Source organism: Arthrobacter sp. Hor0625 (genome assembly GCF_052567525.1).
The window spans coordinates 640,758-657,117 of the sequence record NZ_CP199586.1 but is presented as its reverse complement, the minus strand read 5'-3'; the positions used below and the strand labels follow the sequence as shown (position 1 = coordinate 657,117).

Here is a 16,360-nt window from a genome sequence, read left to right as displayed (position 1 = left end):
AACAGGCTGAGTGGGAGCGGTCCTGTCGGACCGCTACCACTCATCCCCCCAATGGCGCTTGGACGCAAGCCCGGCTCGTAAGACTGAATCCCCATTCACGAAACCGGCTTGCGCTTTCACACATTCATGATTGTGTCACGCTCTAATGATTTTGTGAACGCCAGGGCTGACTTTTAACGGAACGTTGCAGGAGCGTTATCTGCGTAGCTGGCCGCGCTTGCCGGAAATCCAGAAAACCAACAGCCCCAGCACATAGCCCAGCACCGCCGCGAAGTTCACCACCAGCTGCGCCGGTTCCCAGCCGTCCGGGGCGAAGGAGGCCGGCACCGAAAGGACCGCCGCTACGCTTCCGGTCAGGGTGGCGGCGGCGCCGGCCCGCACCAGACGGGGGAACGGGGCCCTGACGGTGCGCAGCAATGCCGGCAGCAGCAGCACCGAGACAAAGGCCGGGTAGCTGCGGCCGGCGGCAGCGTAAAAGGGACCCAGGGCGGCGTTCCGGGCCGTGTCCGCCGTCTCCAGCAGCCCCACCGAGGACCCTTGGGTGTCCATCAGCCAGAAGGCCAGACCCACCGCGACGCAGGCCGCAGCCAGACCCCACCGGCCCGGACGGCCGGTGAGCAGGCGCCGGGCGTCGCTGTCGCCGAGTCCCGTGGCGAGCCTTAGGCCCACCATAAAGACCATCCCGAAGACGATGTAGCGCAGGATCAGATTCGTCAGGTTCCGGCCGCCCAGCGCTTGGTCAATCGCCAGGTAGGGGCCGGGAATGCTCAGCACGCTGCAGAGCATCGCGAGCAGCAGGATCCCGAACACTGAGCGGTTGTGTCCGCGCAGGGCGTCCGGTGCCCGGACCAGCAAAGCGACACCGCACACCAGGAGGGTGCCCCACTCAAGCATGGGGCGCATTCCGCGCCCCGCGCCCCGGTTCTTCGCGGCCCGGCTCCGCGGCGCCCCGCGGACGGGCGGACGTGCGGGCCGCAGCCCGGCCCGCCAGCCAGATGGTGGCCAGCCCCAGGCTCATGCCCAGAACGGCGGTGAAATTGATGGTCGCCTGCGCGCCGGTCACATTGGCCCGCAGCAGCGGGTACACGGCTGCGGCCACTAGGGCAGCGCAGCCCACGGACAGCAGCAGGGCCCCGGCCCGGATCGCGGCCGGCAGCCGGCTGCGCGTCGCACGCACCGTGGACGGGAGCAGGCAGGCGGCCACGAACGCTGGATAGACCCGTCCCGCCGTCGCGTAGAGGCCGATCAGCTGGGCGTTCGAGGAACTCCGCAGCGACAGCCCGCCCAGGCCCGTGGCCGAGCCGGATGTGTCGGCGAGCAGGAAGAACACCGTGGTGGCCGCGGCGACGGCGCCGAGAACGGCTAGCCCGGCCGGTCCGGCGACGCGTCGCGCGGCCCTGCCGTCGTCGAAAGCCCGGGCGGTGCGGTAGCCGACCAGCGCCACCGCCCCGTAGACGAAGAACCGCAGGATCAGATTTGCGTAGTTTTCCCCGCCCAGCCAGGCATCGATAGCCAGGTAGGAGCCGTCGATGCTCAAAAGGATGGCGAAGGCCGCCAGCAGGAATGCCCCGAAAATGGAGCGGTTGCGTCCCCGGGCGGCATCCGGCAGACGGCCAAGGGCAACGCCCCCGCAGACCACCAGCGCCGCCCACTGCAGGATCTCGGTCACGGCGCTACGCCGCCTGCCGGGGGCCGCGGGAGGCGCCGTGCCGCGAGCCGCCCCGCCCAGATCAGGACCAGCCCCAGCACCAGGCAGAGGATGCCGGTGTAATTGATGACAAACCGCCAGCAACCGAATCCCGGCGGGATCAGCGGGAACCCCAGGCTCAGCGCGGTGGCCACCGACCCGACGGCCATAGAGACAGCGCTGCCGCGGATGATCAGCGGGAGCCGGCTACGGACCGTCCGCACCATCGCGGGCAGGAGGGCGAGCAGCACGAACGACGGATAAAGCCGGCCCGCCGCACCGTAGTACTCGACCAGCGCGCGGTTGCGCCCGCTCTTGGCCGCGACGTCGACCAGGCCGGCCGATGATCCGGTTGTATCCATCATCAGGAAGAAGCCGATGACCACCGCCGACGACAGCACAGCCACGCCAATGCCGACCTTGCCGGTGAGGAAGCGGCGGGCGTCCTCGGCCCCGAACCCTTTGGCGATCTGCAGTCCCAGGAAGAATACGGCCGCAAAAACCACGAAGCGCAGCACGACATTGGCCAGGTTGACGCCGCCCAAGAAGCGGTCGATCGCCTGGTATGGTTCCTCGATGCTCAGCAGGATGGCCACAATCAGCAGCAGCAGGATGTAGAAGACCGGCCGGTTCTCGCCCCGCCGGGCGCTGGGGATCCGGGCCAGGGCCACCAGGGCGCAGATCGCGAGCGTGCCCCATTGCAGTGCCGTGACAATCATCCGAGGTTCTCCCAGATCTTCTCGGTCTGGGCCTGTTCCTGCTCCTGCCGGCGCAGGGCCTTGCCGAGCGCCTGGAGCCGGTCCCCGGCCAGGGCTGCGAGCTCACCGTCGGAGAGCGCCTCCAGGGCGGCCTGCCGGGCGCCCGGGGCCCATCCTGCCTCCGCCTCGGTGATCAGGCCGGTGGCGACGAGTCCGCCGGCCAGGCCCACCCCTGCGGCGCGGGACGTGGCGACGGCCAGTTCCGGAGCCAGCCGGTTGGCGGTCAGCTGCGCGGAGAAATTCTGCGGCGCGACCCCTGTGGCTGCCGACACCCGGTGCCGGACGTCGCCGTCGTCGATCGCGTCCACCCAGTTGCGCACCGAGGTGGCATGCGGGGCGGGGCTGAGAGCGGCGGTAGCCTCGCCTCCGCCGCCGGTACGTGCGATGACGGCGCGAAGCAGGTCCGTGGTGGCGATCTGGCTGACCAGCTCCGCCTGTGTGGGTGGCCGGGACGTGTCCCGCAGACCCGCGTAGCTCTCGAAGCCGGCCAGACCGTCCACCGGGTTCAGGCCCAGCGCCCGGCTGATGCTCACCAGGGTGGCCTCCGCCACCTTGCCGCGCACGAGTTGCTGGGCCAGCGTGGTGCGTTTGACGCCGGAAATCCGGCAGATGTCGGCGGTACTCGTCGCCGGCGCGACACTGTGGAGCCAGTGCTGGAACGCCTTGGCGGGTAAGGGCATCTAGGGGCTTCCTGCCTGGTTGAACAACGGGCGTGCAAAATTTCGGGCATCACGGGGACGAGCAGGGGACGACTAGCGATTTTGCCTGCCTGCCATCTTCAACTATGCTAGTTGCTCGAACCCGCTGGTCCGTACACCCCCCAAGTCCGGACCGGCGGGTTCTTCTATGCCCGGCGGAATCCCGGCGGAATCGCGGCGGAATCGGGCCCTAGTCCGCGGGCCGCCGTTTTGGGCCACGGTGAGAGGATGGACTAATGACTGCAACCCTTGTTGCCAAGGATCTCTCCGGTGGTCACGACCACCGCACACTCTTCTCCAAACTCTCCCTCACCGTCGCCCCCGGCGACGTCGTCGGCGTCGTGGGCGCCAACGGCGCCGGCAAGTCCACGCTGCTGCGCCTGCTGGCCGGCGTGGACCAGCCGCAGGAAGGCACCGTCAGCCTGGCCCCGGCGGATGCCTTCGTGGGCTGGCTGCCGCAGGAACACGAACGGATCGAGGGCGAGACGATCGCCCGCTACATCGCCCGGCGCACCGGCTGCGGACAGGCGACGGCGGAGATGGAAGCCACGGCGGAGGCGCTCGCCACCGGCGCGCCCGGCTCCGACGACGCCTACTCAGCCGCATTCGACCGCTGGATGGCCTCCGGCGCCGCGGACCTGGAGGACCGGATCCCGGCCGTGCTTGCGGACCTGGGGCTCGAGGTGGGGCAGGACGCCGCGATGACCGGGCTCTCCGGCGGCCAGGCCGCCCGGGTGGCGCTCGCCGCGCTGCTGCTGAGCCGCTTCGACGTCGTGCTCCTGGACGAGCCCACCAATGACCTGGACCTGAACGGCCTCGCCAAACTCGAAGCGTTTGTCCGCGGCCTGCGCGGCGGCGTCGTGCTGGTCTCCCACGACCGGGAGTTCCTGGCCCGCTGCGTGACCACCGTGGTGGAACTGGACCTCGCCCAGAACGCCGTCGCCGTTTACGACGGCGGCTACGACGCCTACCTTGAGGAACGCGCCGTCGCCCGCCGGCATGCCCGGGAACGGTACGAGGAGTTCGCCTCCACCAAGGCCGACCTCGTCGCCCGCGCCCGCACCCAGCGCGAGTGGAGCTCCCAGGGCGTGCGCAACGCCATGAAGAAGAGCCCCGACAATGACAAGATCCGCCGGGCCGCGAACACCGAGTCCTCTGAAAAGCAGGGCCAGAAGGTCCGGCAGATGGAGTCGCGGATCGCCCGGCTCGAGGAAGTCGAGGAACCCCGCAAGGAATGGCAGCTGCAGTTCAGCATCGGGGCGGCACCGCGCTCCAGCGCCGTCGTCGCGACCCTGCGCGACGCCGTCGTGCGCCAGGGGGACTTCACCCTGGGGCCGGTGAACCTGCAGCTCAACGCGGGGGAACGGATCGGGATCACCGGACCCAACGGCGCCGGCAAGTCCACCCTGCTGCGCCTGCTGCTGGGGGCGAGGACGCCCGACGCCGGTGACGCCTCCATGGGCGCCTCCGTGGCCGTCGGCGAAATCGACCAGGCCCGCGGGCTGCTGGCCGGCCACCTCAAACTGGCCGACGCCGTCGAAGCCGTGCTTTCGGACTACACCCCGGCGGAGGTGCGGACCCTGCTGGCCAAATTCGGCCTCAAGGCCGACCACACCTCCCGGACCGTCGACTCGCTCTCGCCCGGCGAACGGACCCGCGCCGCGCTGGCGCTGTTGCAGGCCCGCGGCGTGAACCTGCTGGTCCTGGACGAACCGACCAACCACCTGGACCTCCCCGCGATCGAACAACTCGAGGAAGCCCTCGAAAGCTACGACGGCGCCCTGCTGCTGGTCACGCACGACCGCCGGCTGCTGGAAAACGTGCGCCTCGACGCGCGCTGGCACGTCGCCGATGGCACCGTCACCGAACAGCTGGTCACCACCGCCCCGAAAGGCACCGACAAATGAGCATGGACCGGGTGGCCTGGAGCTCCCTTTACAACATCACCCGCGGCGCCGACGGCTCCAGGACCTTCTCGAAGGCCTTGGTCAAGCGTGTCTTCGGCTTCGCCCGTCCGCACCGCAACCGGCTGATCGCGTTCGTGCTGCTCTCCATCGTGATGGCGGTCCTGGCGGTAGCCACGCCGGTGCTCGCCGGCCAGGTGGTCGACGCGATCATCGCCAAAACGGACGCCGGGACGGTGATCTGGCTGGCGGTCCTGATCGCGATCGTGGCCGTCGCCGAGGCCGGGCTCGGTCTGGTGACGCGCTGGCTGTCCTCGACGATCGGCGAAGGCGTGATCCTGGACCTGCGCACCCGGGTCTTCGACCACGTGCAGAAGATGCCGATCGCGTTCTTCACCCGGACCCGCACCGGAGCCCTGGTCAGCCGCCTGAACAATGACGTCATCGGCGCCCAGTCCGCGTTCGCCGGCACCCTCTCCGGCGTCGTCAGCAACGTCGTGGCACTGGCCCTCACCCTCGTGGTGATGCTGAACAAGTCGTGGCTGGTGACGGTGCTGGCCATGATTCTGCTGCCGATCTTCCTCATTCCGGCCCGGCGGATGGGCTCCCGGCTGGCTGAGTTGCGGCGCGAGGCGGCCGAGCACAACGCCACTATGGGCACCCAGATGACCGAGCGCTTCTCCGCGCCCGGGGCCACGCTGGTGAAACTCTTCGGCCGTCCGGACGAGGAATCCCATGAATTCGCCGTGCGCGCCGGCCGGGTGCGGGACATCGGAGTCCGCACAGCGATGCTCCAGTTCACCTTCGTCACCGCCCTGACCCTCGTCTCGGCCCTGGCCCTGGCGCTGGTGTACGGCCTGGGCGGCTGGCTGGCCCTGGCCGGGCAGCTCGCCGCCGGCGACGTCGTCGTGCTGGCGCTGCTGCTCACCCGCCTCTACGCCCCGCTCACCGCGCTCTCCAGTGCCCGGGTGGAGATCATGAGCGCCCTGGTCAGCTTCGAGCGGGTCTTCGAGATCCTGGACCTCAAGCCGCTGATCCAGCAGAAGCCGGACGCCGTGGAATCCCCGCGCGGGCCCCTGTCCGTGGAGTTCGACCACGTCCGGTTCTCCTACCCCTCGGCCGAGAAGGTTTCCCTGGCCTCCCTCGAGGACGTCTCCACCCTGGATACCCGGGGCGGCGAGGAAGTGCTGCACGGGATCAGCTTCCGGGTTGAACCGGGCCGGACGGTGGCCCTGGTGGGGTCCTCCGGGGCCGGCAAGTCCACCATTGCCCAGTTGCTGGCCCGGCTGTACGACGTCGACTCCGGCGCCGTCCGTTTCGGTGGCACCGAGCCCGGCACCGGCGTGGACGTCCGCGACCTGACCTTCGATTCGATGCGCGAGACCCTGGGGATGGTGACCCAGGACGGCCACCTCTTCCACGAGAGCATCGCCGCGAACCTGCGCCTGGCCCGCCCCGGTGCGAGCGAGGAACTGATGTGGGAGGTGCTGCGCCAGGCCCGGCTCGAGGACATGATCCGCTCCCTGCCGGACGGTCTGGACACCATCGTGGGGGAGCGCGGTTACCGGCTTTCGGGCGGCGAACGCCAGCGGCTGACCATTGCCCGGCTGCTCATCGCGGCCCCGCGGGTCGTGATTCTCGATGAGGCGACGGCCGCCCTGGACTCGACCAACGAAGCCGCCGTGCAGGAGGCGCTGGGCGCGGCGCTTGAAGGTCGCACCGCCGTGGTGATCGCGCACCGGCTCTCCACGGTCCGTGCCGCCGACGCCATCCTGGTGGTCGAGGGCGGGAACATCGTCGAGCGCGGGACCCACACCGAGCTACTCGCCGCCGACGGCCGTTATGCGCAGCTGTACCGGACCCAGTTCGCCGAGGCCACCGCCGTTGCCGCCGAGGCCGTGCCCGAGCTCTAGGCTCCCGGGGTCTGCGCCCGCAGGCCCCGGGCATCCGGGCCGTCCGGATCGTTTCGGTCCGGACCCTGTCCGTGCGGGCCTCCGGCGGCGAGGAGGGGCAGGACGTGGTCGGTGAGGAGCGGTGCGAGGTCATCGGGCCACGGTCCGGCCAGGTCCAGCCAACGGATCTCGGCGATCTCGGCCGAGGGCCGCGCGTCCCAGTGGCCCGGCGCGGTGAAGACTGTGGCCTCGATCTGCGTGGCGGCCTCGTTGGCGGCGTCCGCGAGCCAGCTCCCGAACGGCAGCAGCTGCTCCGGCGCGACGACGATCCCGACTTCTTCTTCGAGCTCCCGGGCCGCCGCCTGCGCCGCGGTCTCCCCGGCCTCGGGCTTCCCGCCCGGGTGCATGAACTTGTCCGTGCCGCGCTTGCGGACGGTCAGCAGGCGCCCTGCGGCGTCGAATACGCAGACCGCCGACACCACGATCAGCGGATTCGCCCCGCGGTGCAGCGCCGATTCGAGCAGCAGGTCCTTGGCCGGGCCGGTGACGTCCCAGCGGTAGCGGAACTCATCCGGGCCGGTCCTGGTGTAGTCCACCCGGTACAGGTCCGGGTCGCACCAGTGGCTGTCCCGGCTGTGCCCGCCGAACCCGATGCGGTGGAAGGGCCTGCCGTCGGGGAAGAACATGTCCATCGTGTCCGGCGCCGCGGAGGGCCGCAGCAGATAGTCGCGGGTGGCCGGGCCCGTGAACGGGGCGCCGCCCTCGGGAGTCCACGCCACGGTGCCTTCTTCGTGGAAGTGGAGGCCGCCGTCGGAGGTTTCGGTGAAGCGGACGACGCCGGCAAAGGTTCCGCGGTTGCCCGTGGCGCGGTCCAGCAGGGTCCGGGTGACGGTCCAGCTGCCGAGCAGGTAGGCGCGGAGGTCAAAGTGCGGGCCGCCGGACGGGTCCGTGCCTGCTGGTTGGGAGTCCAAGTGCCCTCGATTGGAATCGAACCAACGACACCGGCTTTAGGAGAGCCGTGCTCTATCCACTGAGCTACGAGGGCGCGTGTCCTGCCGCCCGGCCGCCGGCCGGCCCGTCCGGACACGGTTACCAGCATACAAGGTGAGGACGCGTACTACGCTCTTGGCATGAGCGCCCCTGCCCCCGCCGCGTCCGCGGAGACCATCTTCGTGCCCGACGTCGCCTCCACCCGAAGTTACGTCGGGGCGCTCGCGAAGCTGAGCGTGCTGCAGTACTTCGTCGCCGAGGCAGCGGTGATTGGCGCCTGGGCCGGACCGGAGCCGTACAGCCGCCGCACCGGCTACATCAGCGATCTCGGCGCGCTGGGCTGCGGTACCTTCTCGGGCCGGGATGTCTGTTCCCCGGCGCACCTGCTGATGAACGCGTCCTTCGTGGTGCAGGGCCTGGGCATGATCGTCGGCGCGCTGCTGCTGACCTCCGCCGTGGTCGGCGTCGCGGCCAGGGCCGGGGCTCGGCTCGCCGCTGGGTCGGGCTGGCGGTCGACGGCGGTTGCCGCCCTCGCGGCGCGGGTCCTCGGCGCGGGCGCCGGGGCCGGGACGGTGATCGTGGGGCTGGTCCCGGAAGACGCCGGCTCCGTCTGGCACCTGGTCGGCGCGCTGCTGTATTTCGCGGCCGGCGGCCTGGCGCTCCTGCTGGTCGGCTGGCTGTGGCGGCGGCAAACGCCGCTGGGCTGGTTCATCCTGGCCTGCGGCGCGGTGTCGCTGGCGTCCCTGGCCGCCGGCGGCCTGACCGGCATGCGCGTGCCGGAGCCGGGCACACTGGAGCGCCTGATGGGTTATCCGATCACGATTGGCATGGCTGCGCTGGGGCTGGTGGTGGCGCAGCGCGTGCGGCAGCAACTGGTGGCGCGCAAGCAGGAGCGGCTGCGGGGGAGATCTCCCCATCCCGCGGATCCGGTTTCGCCGGTAGCGTGAGCGCAGGACGTCATACCTATTGGGGGAACCGTGTTGGAACGAGCTGGGGATCCTGCCTCGGGCATCATCAGGATCAGCGGGCTGGCCTGGGCGCTGGCCGTCGACCGTACGCTGCGGACGCTCGCCGCTGAACCGGAAGTGGATGTCGCCGGCTACGAACGGTCGGCGCCCGCCCGGGCGCTGGGCGCACTCGACCCGGCGGACACCGGCAGGCTCGCCGCCGAACTGGCCGCTGCCGGCATCAGCGGCGCGGACGGCGCCATCCGGGAGCCGTGGCTGCTGGCGGTCATGATCGCCGTCAGCGCCCCGGTCCGTGTCAGTGCCGTCGCCCGGACCGGGGAGTGCTCGGTCCACACGGACCTCGGCCTGGCCGGCGGCCGGGGCGTTGCCGTGGCCTACCGGCGCCGGGTCCGCACCCCGGAGGGTCCGGAAACCAGCCCGGTGGACGTCGTCGGTGTTGATGACGCCGTGGAAGTGGCCCTGTTCGAGGAACAGGACGCCTGGGCGGCAGTGCGGCGGATCCTCCCCGAGGTCCCGGGACTCCGCGCCGCTGCCGGCGCTACCCGCCCGACGGGCTTACCGGCCGGGGGCCGAAGGAGACTGGATCCGCGGGACCTGCAGGGGACCGGCGGCGCCGCGGTGCCGCAGGACCTTCGGGACGCCGTCCTGGCCCCGCGCTGCACCGTGCATCTGCAGGTGTCGGCGGGCCCGGCGCCCCTCGTCGGCGCGGCCAGCGGTGCTGCGGCGTACAGCAGCGGTGATGTCTGGGCGCTGGCGGACCGGCTCTATTCCGTACGGACCACCGGCGGTGACCACGCGCTGGTGCTGGAAGACGTGCCCCCTGGCGACATCGCCACCACCTTGCAGTGGCGGCTGCTTGGCGCCCGCGAATTCCTCGCCACGTCCGCGGGACAGGTGGCCTGACCGTGGGCCTGTACGGGATGGACGTCGACTCCGGACGCCGGCTCAGCGAGCAGCTGGGCCGGGCCGGCGAGCGGCTGCTGGCGTTGAGCGCGAACCTGACCCCGGCGATCGCGGCCGCGCCGTGGGACGGCCGGGACGCCGCCCGGTTCAAGGACGACTGGACCAGACAGCGGCAGCAGCTGGTCGGGGCGGGGTTGGCGCTGAAAGCCGCGTCGAGCGCGGTGCGGCGCAACGTCGAGGAGCAACTGGCGGCGAGCGCCAGCGGAAGCACCGGCCCCGGCGCCGGCGGAAGCACTGGCCCCGGCGGTGCAGGCGGTGGCGGTTCCCCGGCGGAGGGTTCCCTCCTGGACCGCCTGGCGGGTGCCGTCGCGGGCGGCGCCGTCGATCTCTGGAAGCAGGGCGGACGTGCTCTCGCCGCGGTCGACGACGTTGCCGAAGCCCTCGCGGGCGCCGCGCCGGACACGGGCTGGAACTGGCTGCAGGATCATGCACCGCTGCCAATCAGGAACCTGATGGATGCCCAGGCCAACCTGCTGCACCAGGCCGGGCACGTCGGCGACATGGGCTGGCGCTGGCTGACCGCAGGGGAACCGCCGTCGCTCACCGAGCTCGCCTCGAACCGGGTCCTGCTGGGGGCTGGGGCGCTCTCGCTGGCCGCCACGGTCCTGACCGGCGGCTGGTACAACCCGCGACTGCTCGACGACGGGCGTCCCGTGGCCGGCGAACCGCTCCCTGTGGCGGTCGGCGATCCCGCCGGAATCGACCAGGACCTGCGGTTCAACACCCCCGTCCCATCGAGCATCAGCGCCATCCTGCAGGCCACCAATGCCGCCTACGGCGATGAGGGCAAACCCGGCACGCCGGACGCGGCAGTACGGATTACGACGGTGCACAAGCCGGGACAGGCCGACGCCTACATCGTGAGCATCCCCGGAACGACCCGCTGGTATCCGGACGGCGCGGCCAACCCCACCGACCTGACGGGCAACCTCGAGCTGGCGGGCGGCAACCTGTCCACGGCCGCGGAGTCGGTCCGGCTGGCCATGGAAAAGGCCGGCATCCCGCCCGGATCGCCGGTCATGCTCTCCGGCCACTCCCAAGGCGGGATGATCGCTGCCGCGCTCGCCTCGGACGGATCCTTCACGGACCGCTTCCACGTCACCAATGTCGTGACGTTCGGTTCCCCGGTGGATTCGGCGCCGATCCCCGCTGGCATCGACGTCCTCGCCCTGCAGCATGCCGGGGACCCGGTGCCCCGGGTCGACCTCGGCGACCTCACGGTCGGGGCCGGCGGGGACGTGACGGCCAGCCGCGACAACGGCGCCCTGATCGTCACCATGCCCAACCCCGACGTCCCACCGGGGGCGGCCGGCATCGGCTATCACGACGGCGGCGAGTACGTGAGGTCCACGGGCGCGCTTGAGCACGGGGGCCCGATCGCCGACTACGCTCAGAGGGAGTCAACCCGGCATTTCCTCACCACTGACCCAGGCCAGGTCAGCTCGAGTGTCTCCAGCATCTCGCGTAAACAATGACGGTGAGCTGGCGGGAGCCGGACCAACGCGGAAGTAAAACGATGAAAAAGCTAATTCACCCCTTGGCAGGAGCGCTGATCATGGGCCTTCTCGTAACCGTGCTCGCCGCTTGCGGGCTGGGCGGCCCCTCGAAAGAACAGCAGTTGGAATCGGCGCTGCAAAAGGCCGGAATGTCGGTCTCCGGGGTGACCTCCGCCGAAGCGGACGCCAACGTCAATACCTCCGGAGAATTCATCACAGTAAAACTCGTCGGTGAAACCGCGGAGAGGGAAAGGCTGGCCCGGACGCTGCAGGACGCCATGCCGGTTCTGTTGGAGAGCATCCGCGACGTCGACGGCGGAACATTCGGGGTCAGCATCTTCTCGCCGGACGGTGCTGTCAGCGCGGGTCCGCGGGACCTTGGCTATACCGGTTCGAGCTCGCTCTCAAGCGTCCGTGAGTTCTTCGCCAAGTAACAATCGGAATTGTGCAAGGGCTTTTGTCGCCGTGCCATCGTGAAAACCCGTTCCGGAGTGTCGCCGGTCTCACGATGTCGCCGGCTTGGACTATTATGAGGGCATTCGCCGGAACGCGCCGGTGCCTCGTGCGGGATTTGGTTCCAGCGCACGCCGAAATGCCGACTTTGTAGTCTGTGGGGGCAAATGTCTGATCACCTAATTGCGCCGTGCCAGGCAGCGGCCGGTCTCAGGGATCCCAGAGCGCACCGCGGATACCGCCCGGCTCCACCACTGCCCGCGCCGTCCGGTGCGGGGGTGGCCGAATGACAGTGGAAGCCCAGGCCGCAGCGGCCGGCGAGCTCCCGGAACGCAGCCCCGAGACGGACGCCCGTCCGGAGCCGCTCGACCTCGACGGCGCGCTCGAACCGGCGGGGGTGCCGGCAGCGGAAGGCGCCACGGACCCCTTCGACATCACCGAGGCGCCGGAGCCCTTCGGCCTGGCCGCAGCGCCGTCGTCTGCTGAACCGGTGATCGCCGTCCGGCAGCTCGAGAACGGGATCATAGAAGTGGCGCTGCCGCCAAACCGCGAGATCGAGGGGCCCGAAGCCCGGGTAGCCGGCTCAACCGTCCGCACCCTGGCCGACGGCAAACGCGTCCCGGTCCTGCTCACCATCTCCGGGGTGGTCGGCGTCAGCGTCGAAGCCCGCCAGGTCTACGCCGGGTCCATTGCGGCGTCGGCGTTCGCGCTGGTGGGCGAGAGCCCGGTTGACCGCGTGATCGCCCACTACCTGCTCCGTTCCAAGACTGAAACGATCCCGGCGCAATTTTTCGTCTCGCGCACAGAAGCCCTCGAGTGGTTAAGGCCTTATACGAGTGAAAAATGATGTTCCCGACCCCCGGCTGCACTCCCTCGTGGAGGGCATTGTCCGGATCGCCAGCGGCGACCTGAGCACCCGCATTCCGCACTCCGGCGCACGGGATGACGTCGCTGCGGTTATCGCCGGCATTAACCTGATGGCCGATGACCTGCAGACGATCTACCAGGAGCTCGAAGAGCGGGTGGAAAGCCGGACGGCCATGCTGCGGGAGGCGCAGGTGGAGCTGGAACGGATGGCGCTCACCGACCCGCTGACCCAGCTGGCCAACCGCACCGCCCTGAATTCGGTGCTCAGCCACGCACTCGCCGAAACGTCGCGGGGCGAGATGCCGCCGGCGCTGCTGATCCTGGACCTTGATTCGTTCAAGGGCATCAACGACACCCTGGGCCACAGTGCCGGCGACGACGTCCTGCGCGTCATCGCCCGGCGGCTCCAGGACGCCGTCCGGGTCACCGACACCGTGGCCCGGCTCGGCGGCGACGAGTTCGCGGTCATGCTGCCAAAGTCGAACCTGGTCCGTGCCCGGCGCGTGGCCAACCGCATCCTCAAAGCCCTCAGCGAGAGCCTGGAGATCGGCGACCTGCGTATCACCTGCGGCACCAGCATCGGCGTGCGCGTGGCCGAGCCCGGCCAGTCCGTCGATGACCTGGTGATGGAAGCGGACACGGCCATGTACGCGGCCAAGGCGCAGCCGCACAGCGGGATTAAGATCTTTGAACCGGCGCTGCTGTATGCCCGCAGGCTCCAGAGCCTCATGGTGACCGAGATGCGCGAGGCCATCCAGCAGGACCAGCTCACGCTGCACTACCAGCCGGTGGTGGAACTTGCGACGGGCCGAATTGAGGGTGTGGAGGCGCTGGTCCGCTGGAACCACCCCGAACGCGGGCTGCTGATGCCGGACCAGTTCATTCCGCTGGCGGAAGAGACCGGGATGATCGTGGAGCTCGGGCACTGGGTGCTGCGCGCCGCGGTCCGCCAGCTCCGGGACTGGCAGGACCGGCTGCCGCTGGACGACGCCTTCTCCGTCCGGGTCAACATTTCCACGACCGAACTGCAGAACCTCGAACTCATCGAGCACGTCCAGGACATCCTGCGGGAAACCGGCGTCGACGCGGCCAACCTCATCATTGAGCTGACGGAATCGATGGCCGTCACCGGGGGAGACGTGGACAAGTACTCCCTGAGCGGACTGCGGCAGCTTGGTGTCCAGCTGGAGATCGACGACTTCGGCACCGGGTATTCGTCCATCAGTTACCTGCGCAAGCTCCCCGTGAACGTGGTCAAAATCGACCGGAGCCTGATCGACGGGCTGGGAACCGATGCCGAACAGGGCGACTTCGTGGAGGCCGTGCTGCACCTGATCCACGCCTGCGGCCTCACCGCGGTGGCGGAAGGGATTGAAACGGCCGAGCAGGCCGACGAACTAGTACGCCTGGGGTGTGCCAGCGGACAGGGCTACTACTTCGGCCGGCCGGTTCCCGCGGAAGACCTGGAAGAGCTCATCAGCCTGGGCCGCTCCGTGGCCCAGTAGGGCCTCAAGAGCCGCATCACGCGGCGGACATAACAATGGGCGGGAATCGGAATTCACTCCGGTTCCCGCCCATTGCGGTTTGCTGACTCCGTTAGTTCTTCGGAGTTACGTTCGGCCAGTAGTCAACGGCCACTACGGAGCCCTGGCCGGAGTTGCCGCCGCTTGCGGAGACCGCAGATACGGCGGACATCCCCGCTGCGGCGAGTGCCCCGGCGACGAGCAGGGTTGCGAGAGTTTTCTTCATTATTGACTCCTGTTACGGGTGTGACTGATGTGACATGGACGATGCAGGATCATCATAGGCGCTTTCGACACGCCACCGTGTAACGATTTGCCGCGGGGGCTATGAGCTCGCGATAGCGGCGCAATCCGGTCCAACGCGTATGCGATGTTTGCGCGCCGCGTACGCATTAGCGGCTGCTGGCACCGATAATTGATTCATGCACTCCGTTTCACCCCTCTATGCAGCCGCCGAGCTCCGAGCGCACGAGCACCGCAGCAATCACGCCTTTGCTGAGGCGGCGGGCAGTGCAGAGCGGGCCGCGGAGATAGCCCTTCGCGACGGGAATTACGGCTCGTGGTGGAGCATGACGTTCCTTCAGGCCGAGAATCTCCTGGATGCAGGGCGTTTTGATGAATGCGCGGCATTGGCGAGCAGCCTCATCGTTGATCAAGCGGATGCCTCGAACCTTCACGACCAAGCGAGGACGCACATCCTGCTGGCTAAGGCCTGCCAGGGCGCTGGCCTGCTTGAACAGGCAACAGCCGCTGCCCGTGATGCAATTAAGCTGACGACCGGAGAGTCGGAGTCCGACATCAACATCAAGGCGAGGCAGGCTCTGATTGCCGCCTTGGCCGATGGTGGAAAGCTTTCAGAGGCTTGGGAGGAGAGCAAACTCCTCGCGGGTGTCGTTTCCGACGACGTCGACGACCAGCTGGCCGGCAAGGCCTACTGGGTCATCGGCAATGTCGCATTTCTCTTCGACAAGATCGAGGAAGGCCTGCGCTACCACGAACTTGCCGCAACCACGTTTTCGCCGACGAAGAATTTGGACGTGTGGGCCAAGTTCAACAAGGCCTCGGCGGCCATGCGCCTTGCGGCAAACGTCGCGGATGGCGACACCCTGCGTTGCATTGAACGCGCCGAGCTGGCGACTGACGTTATTGGCGGCAGTGAGGCCGACCTGCTCCTTTTGAAACGGAACCGGGCTCACTGGAGCTACCTGGCAGGCGACGCGGAATCGGCGATCGTGGCGTTGGAGGATATTCGGTCAACAGCGAGGAGCCTCACTCCTCAAATTCTGGGGGATTCTTGCCTTCTGCTGGGGAGGGCTTACATCGCGGCCGGGGACTCGGCCATGGCGCGGCAGGCTCTCTGGGAAGCTGTGGGCCACTTCGAAAGCGCAGGTGCGCCCGCACGCGCCGAGCAAGCCAGAAATATCCTCGCGACCGAGCTGGGCCGCGATTCCCTGTGGGCGCGCTTCCTGCGCGTGACAGGGCTGAGCCGCAACTAGGCCGCGGCGGGACCTGCGGCGTCCGTGCGGCTCGGGGCTTTCTTGCGCCCGAGGAACACCGCCGCGGCCCCTGCCAGCAGGCTCAGCACCAACAGCACCCAGCCGGCCACGGTGAGCGCCGAGGCCAGGGCGACCTGGCCGGCGTCGGGCGTCCCCGCCGACAGCATGGCGTCAACCGCCGAGTTGCCCCACAACCGGGTGACCACGAACAGCATCGGCACCGCCCACAGCGCCCAGCGCAGGGACTTCCGGGCCACGTTCGTGCCGATCAGCAGCAGCCAGGTGAAGCCGAAGATCAGCGGGAACAGGGTGCCGGCGGTCTTGTGCACGTAGTTGAGCTGGCCCCGGGCATCCTCGTCCATCGCCGAGCGCAACTGCTCCGCAAAGCCCCGGTCGAAGCCGCCGACCAGAGAGTCGGGCATCGGCAGGCCACCGCTGAGCTGCGTGAGCTGGTTCAGCGTCAGCAGGTGCAGGTACCAGAAGAGGAACAGGCTGGCCACCACCCCCGCAATCAGGATCAGGTTGCTGTTGCTCTGTGCCTTTTCCGGAGTCCGGGTGGTGCTCGGGTTGATCACCGCGGGCAGGTGGTGCTGGGGGACGGCCGCGTTCGCGCCGTGCTTCTTGATCCGCTGAGCGGGTGTCTTGGCCATGGCTCCATTATCGCC

General features: G+C 69.1%; 15 protein-coding genes, 1 tRNA gene and 2 pseudogenes. 9 read left to right on the top strand and 9 right to left on the bottom strand.

The window, feature by feature from the left end; all coding sequences use genetic code 11:
• Positions 1 to 195 precede the first annotated feature (195 nt).
• From ACTWLI_RS02870 to ACTWLI_RS02855, 4 genes are read right to left on the bottom strand one after another with little or no spacing between them, the layout of a single operon-like run.
• On the bottom strand, positions 196 to 894 hold the full coding sequence (locus ACTWLI_RS02870) for a hypothetical protein (protein WP_445155197.1): 699 nt from the start codon (positions 892 to 894) through the stop codon (positions 196 to 198).
• The gene (locus ACTWLI_RS02865; RefSeq protein WP_445155196.1) at positions 887 to 1,669 is read right to left on the bottom strand and encodes a hypothetical protein; all 783 of its coding nucleotides are present in this window, start codon (positions 1,667 to 1,669) and stop codon (positions 887 to 889) included. The genes ACTWLI_RS02870 and ACTWLI_RS02865 overlap by 8 nt, the downstream gene beginning before the upstream one ends.
• Positions 1,666 to 2,406, bottom strand: a complete 741-nt coding sequence (locus ACTWLI_RS02860) for a hypothetical protein (protein ID WP_445155195.1) — start codon at positions 2,404 to 2,406, stop codon at positions 1,666 to 1,668. The genes ACTWLI_RS02865 and ACTWLI_RS02860 overlap by 4 nt, the downstream gene beginning before the upstream one ends.
• Positions 2,403 to 3,125: a hypothetical protein gene (locus ACTWLI_RS02855; RefSeq protein WP_445155194.1), complete on the bottom strand. Its 723-nt coding sequence runs from the start codon at positions 3,123 to 3,125 to the stop codon at positions 2,403 to 2,405. The genes ACTWLI_RS02860 and ACTWLI_RS02855 overlap by 4 nt, the downstream gene beginning before the upstream one ends.
• Positions 3,126 to 3,379: 254 nt before the next feature.
• Between ACTWLI_RS02855 and ACTWLI_RS02850 the strand changes: the two genes are divergently transcribed.
• Both ACTWLI_RS02850 and ACTWLI_RS02845 read left to right on the top strand, forming a co-directional pair.
• The gene (locus ACTWLI_RS02850; protein WP_445155193.1) at positions 3,380 to 5,050 is read left to right on the top strand and encodes an ABC-F family ATP-binding cassette domain-containing protein; all 1,671 of its coding nucleotides are present in this window, start codon (positions 3,380 to 3,382) and stop codon (positions 5,048 to 5,050) included.
• Complete coding sequence (locus ACTWLI_RS02845; RefSeq protein WP_445155192.1) at positions 5,047 to 6,960, top strand: ABC transporter ATP-binding protein; 1,914 nt, start codon at positions 5,047 to 5,049, stop codon at positions 6,958 to 6,960. Before ACTWLI_RS02850 ends, ACTWLI_RS02845 begins: the two co-directional genes overlap by 4 nt.
• A gap of 83 nt (positions 6,961 to 7,043) precedes the next feature.
• Here the strand turns inward: ACTWLI_RS02845 and ACTWLI_RS02840 are convergent.
• The 3 genes and pseudogenes from ACTWLI_RS02840 to ACTWLI_RS02830 all read right to left on the bottom strand — a co-directional run.
• Positions 7,044 to 7,448 (bottom strand): annotated as a pseudogene (locus ACTWLI_RS02840) (NUDIX hydrolase); the annotation flags it as partial.
• Positions 7,440 to 7,910, bottom strand: a pseudogene (locus tag ACTWLI_RS02835) (DUF6314 family protein); the annotation flags it as partial. The pseudogenes ACTWLI_RS02840 and ACTWLI_RS02835, both read right to left, overlap by 9 nt.
• A gap of 1 nt (position 7,911) precedes the next feature.
• Positions 7,912 to 7,984 (bottom strand) — tRNA-Arg (locus tag ACTWLI_RS02830).
• 85 nt (positions 7,985 to 8,069) lie between these two features.
• On the opposite strand from ACTWLI_RS02830, the gene ACTWLI_RS02825 reads away from it, so the two are divergent.
• From ACTWLI_RS02825 to ACTWLI_RS02800, 6 genes are all read left to right on the top strand, one after another.
• Positions 8,070 to 8,876 carry a DUF998 domain-containing protein gene (locus tag ACTWLI_RS02825; protein WP_445155191.1) on the top strand — a complete coding sequence of 269 codons (807 nt, stop codon included), beginning with the start codon at positions 8,070 to 8,072 and terminating at the stop codon, positions 8,874 to 8,876.
• A 30-nt stretch (positions 8,877 to 8,906) separates the two neighbouring features.
• The gene (locus tag ACTWLI_RS02820) at positions 8,907 to 9,800 is read left to right on the top strand and encodes a hypothetical protein (protein ID WP_445155190.1); all 894 of its coding nucleotides are present in this window, start codon (positions 8,907 to 8,909) and stop codon (positions 9,798 to 9,800) included.
• A gap of 2 nt (positions 9,801 to 9,802) precedes the next feature.
• Complete coding sequence (locus ACTWLI_RS02815) at positions 9,803 to 11,335, top strand: PGAP1-like alpha/beta domain-containing protein (protein WP_445155189.1); 1,533 nt, start codon at positions 9,803 to 9,805, stop codon at positions 11,333 to 11,335.
• An 80-nt stretch (positions 11,336 to 11,415) separates the two neighbouring features.
• A complete protein-coding gene (locus tag ACTWLI_RS02810; RefSeq protein WP_445155188.1) occupies positions 11,416 to 11,790 on the top strand; it encodes a hypothetical protein in 375 nt (124 codons plus the stop codon).
• Positions 11,791 to 12,095: 305 nt separating this feature from the next.
• Positions 12,096 to 12,656 (top strand): DUF7793 family protein, encoded by a 561-nt coding sequence (locus tag ACTWLI_RS02805; RefSeq protein WP_445155187.1) that lies wholly within the window; start codon positions 12,096 to 12,098, stop codon positions 12,654 to 12,656.
• Positions 12,646 to 14,181: a putative bifunctional diguanylate cyclase/phosphodiesterase gene (locus tag ACTWLI_RS02800; protein ID WP_445155186.1), complete on the top strand. Its 1,536-nt coding sequence runs from the start codon at positions 12,646 to 12,648 to the stop codon at positions 14,179 to 14,181. The genes ACTWLI_RS02805 and ACTWLI_RS02800 overlap by 11 nt, the downstream gene beginning before the upstream one ends.
• Positions 14,182 to 14,272: 91 nt before the next feature.
• On the opposite strand, the gene ACTWLI_RS02795 is transcribed toward ACTWLI_RS02800, so the two are convergent.
• Entirely contained in the window at positions 14,273 to 14,425 is a 153-nt protein-coding gene (locus ACTWLI_RS02795; protein WP_445155185.1) for a hypothetical protein, read from the bottom strand.
• A 196-nt stretch (positions 14,426 to 14,621) separates the two neighbouring features.
• Here ACTWLI_RS02795 and ACTWLI_RS02790 point away from each other — a divergent pair, with 196 nt between their 5' ends.
• The gene (locus tag ACTWLI_RS02790) at positions 14,622 to 15,695 is read left to right on the top strand and encodes a hypothetical protein (protein WP_445155184.1); all 1,074 of its coding nucleotides are present in this window, start codon (positions 14,622 to 14,624) and stop codon (positions 15,693 to 15,695) included.
• Here the strand turns inward: ACTWLI_RS02790 and ACTWLI_RS02785 are convergent.
• On the bottom strand, positions 15,692 to 16,345 hold the full coding sequence (locus ACTWLI_RS02785; RefSeq protein WP_445155183.1) for a hypothetical protein: 654 nt from the start codon (positions 16,343 to 16,345) through the stop codon (positions 15,692 to 15,694). The genes ACTWLI_RS02790 and ACTWLI_RS02785 overlap by 4 nt on opposite strands.
• Between the last annotated feature and the right edge of the window lie 15 nt (positions 16,346 to 16,360).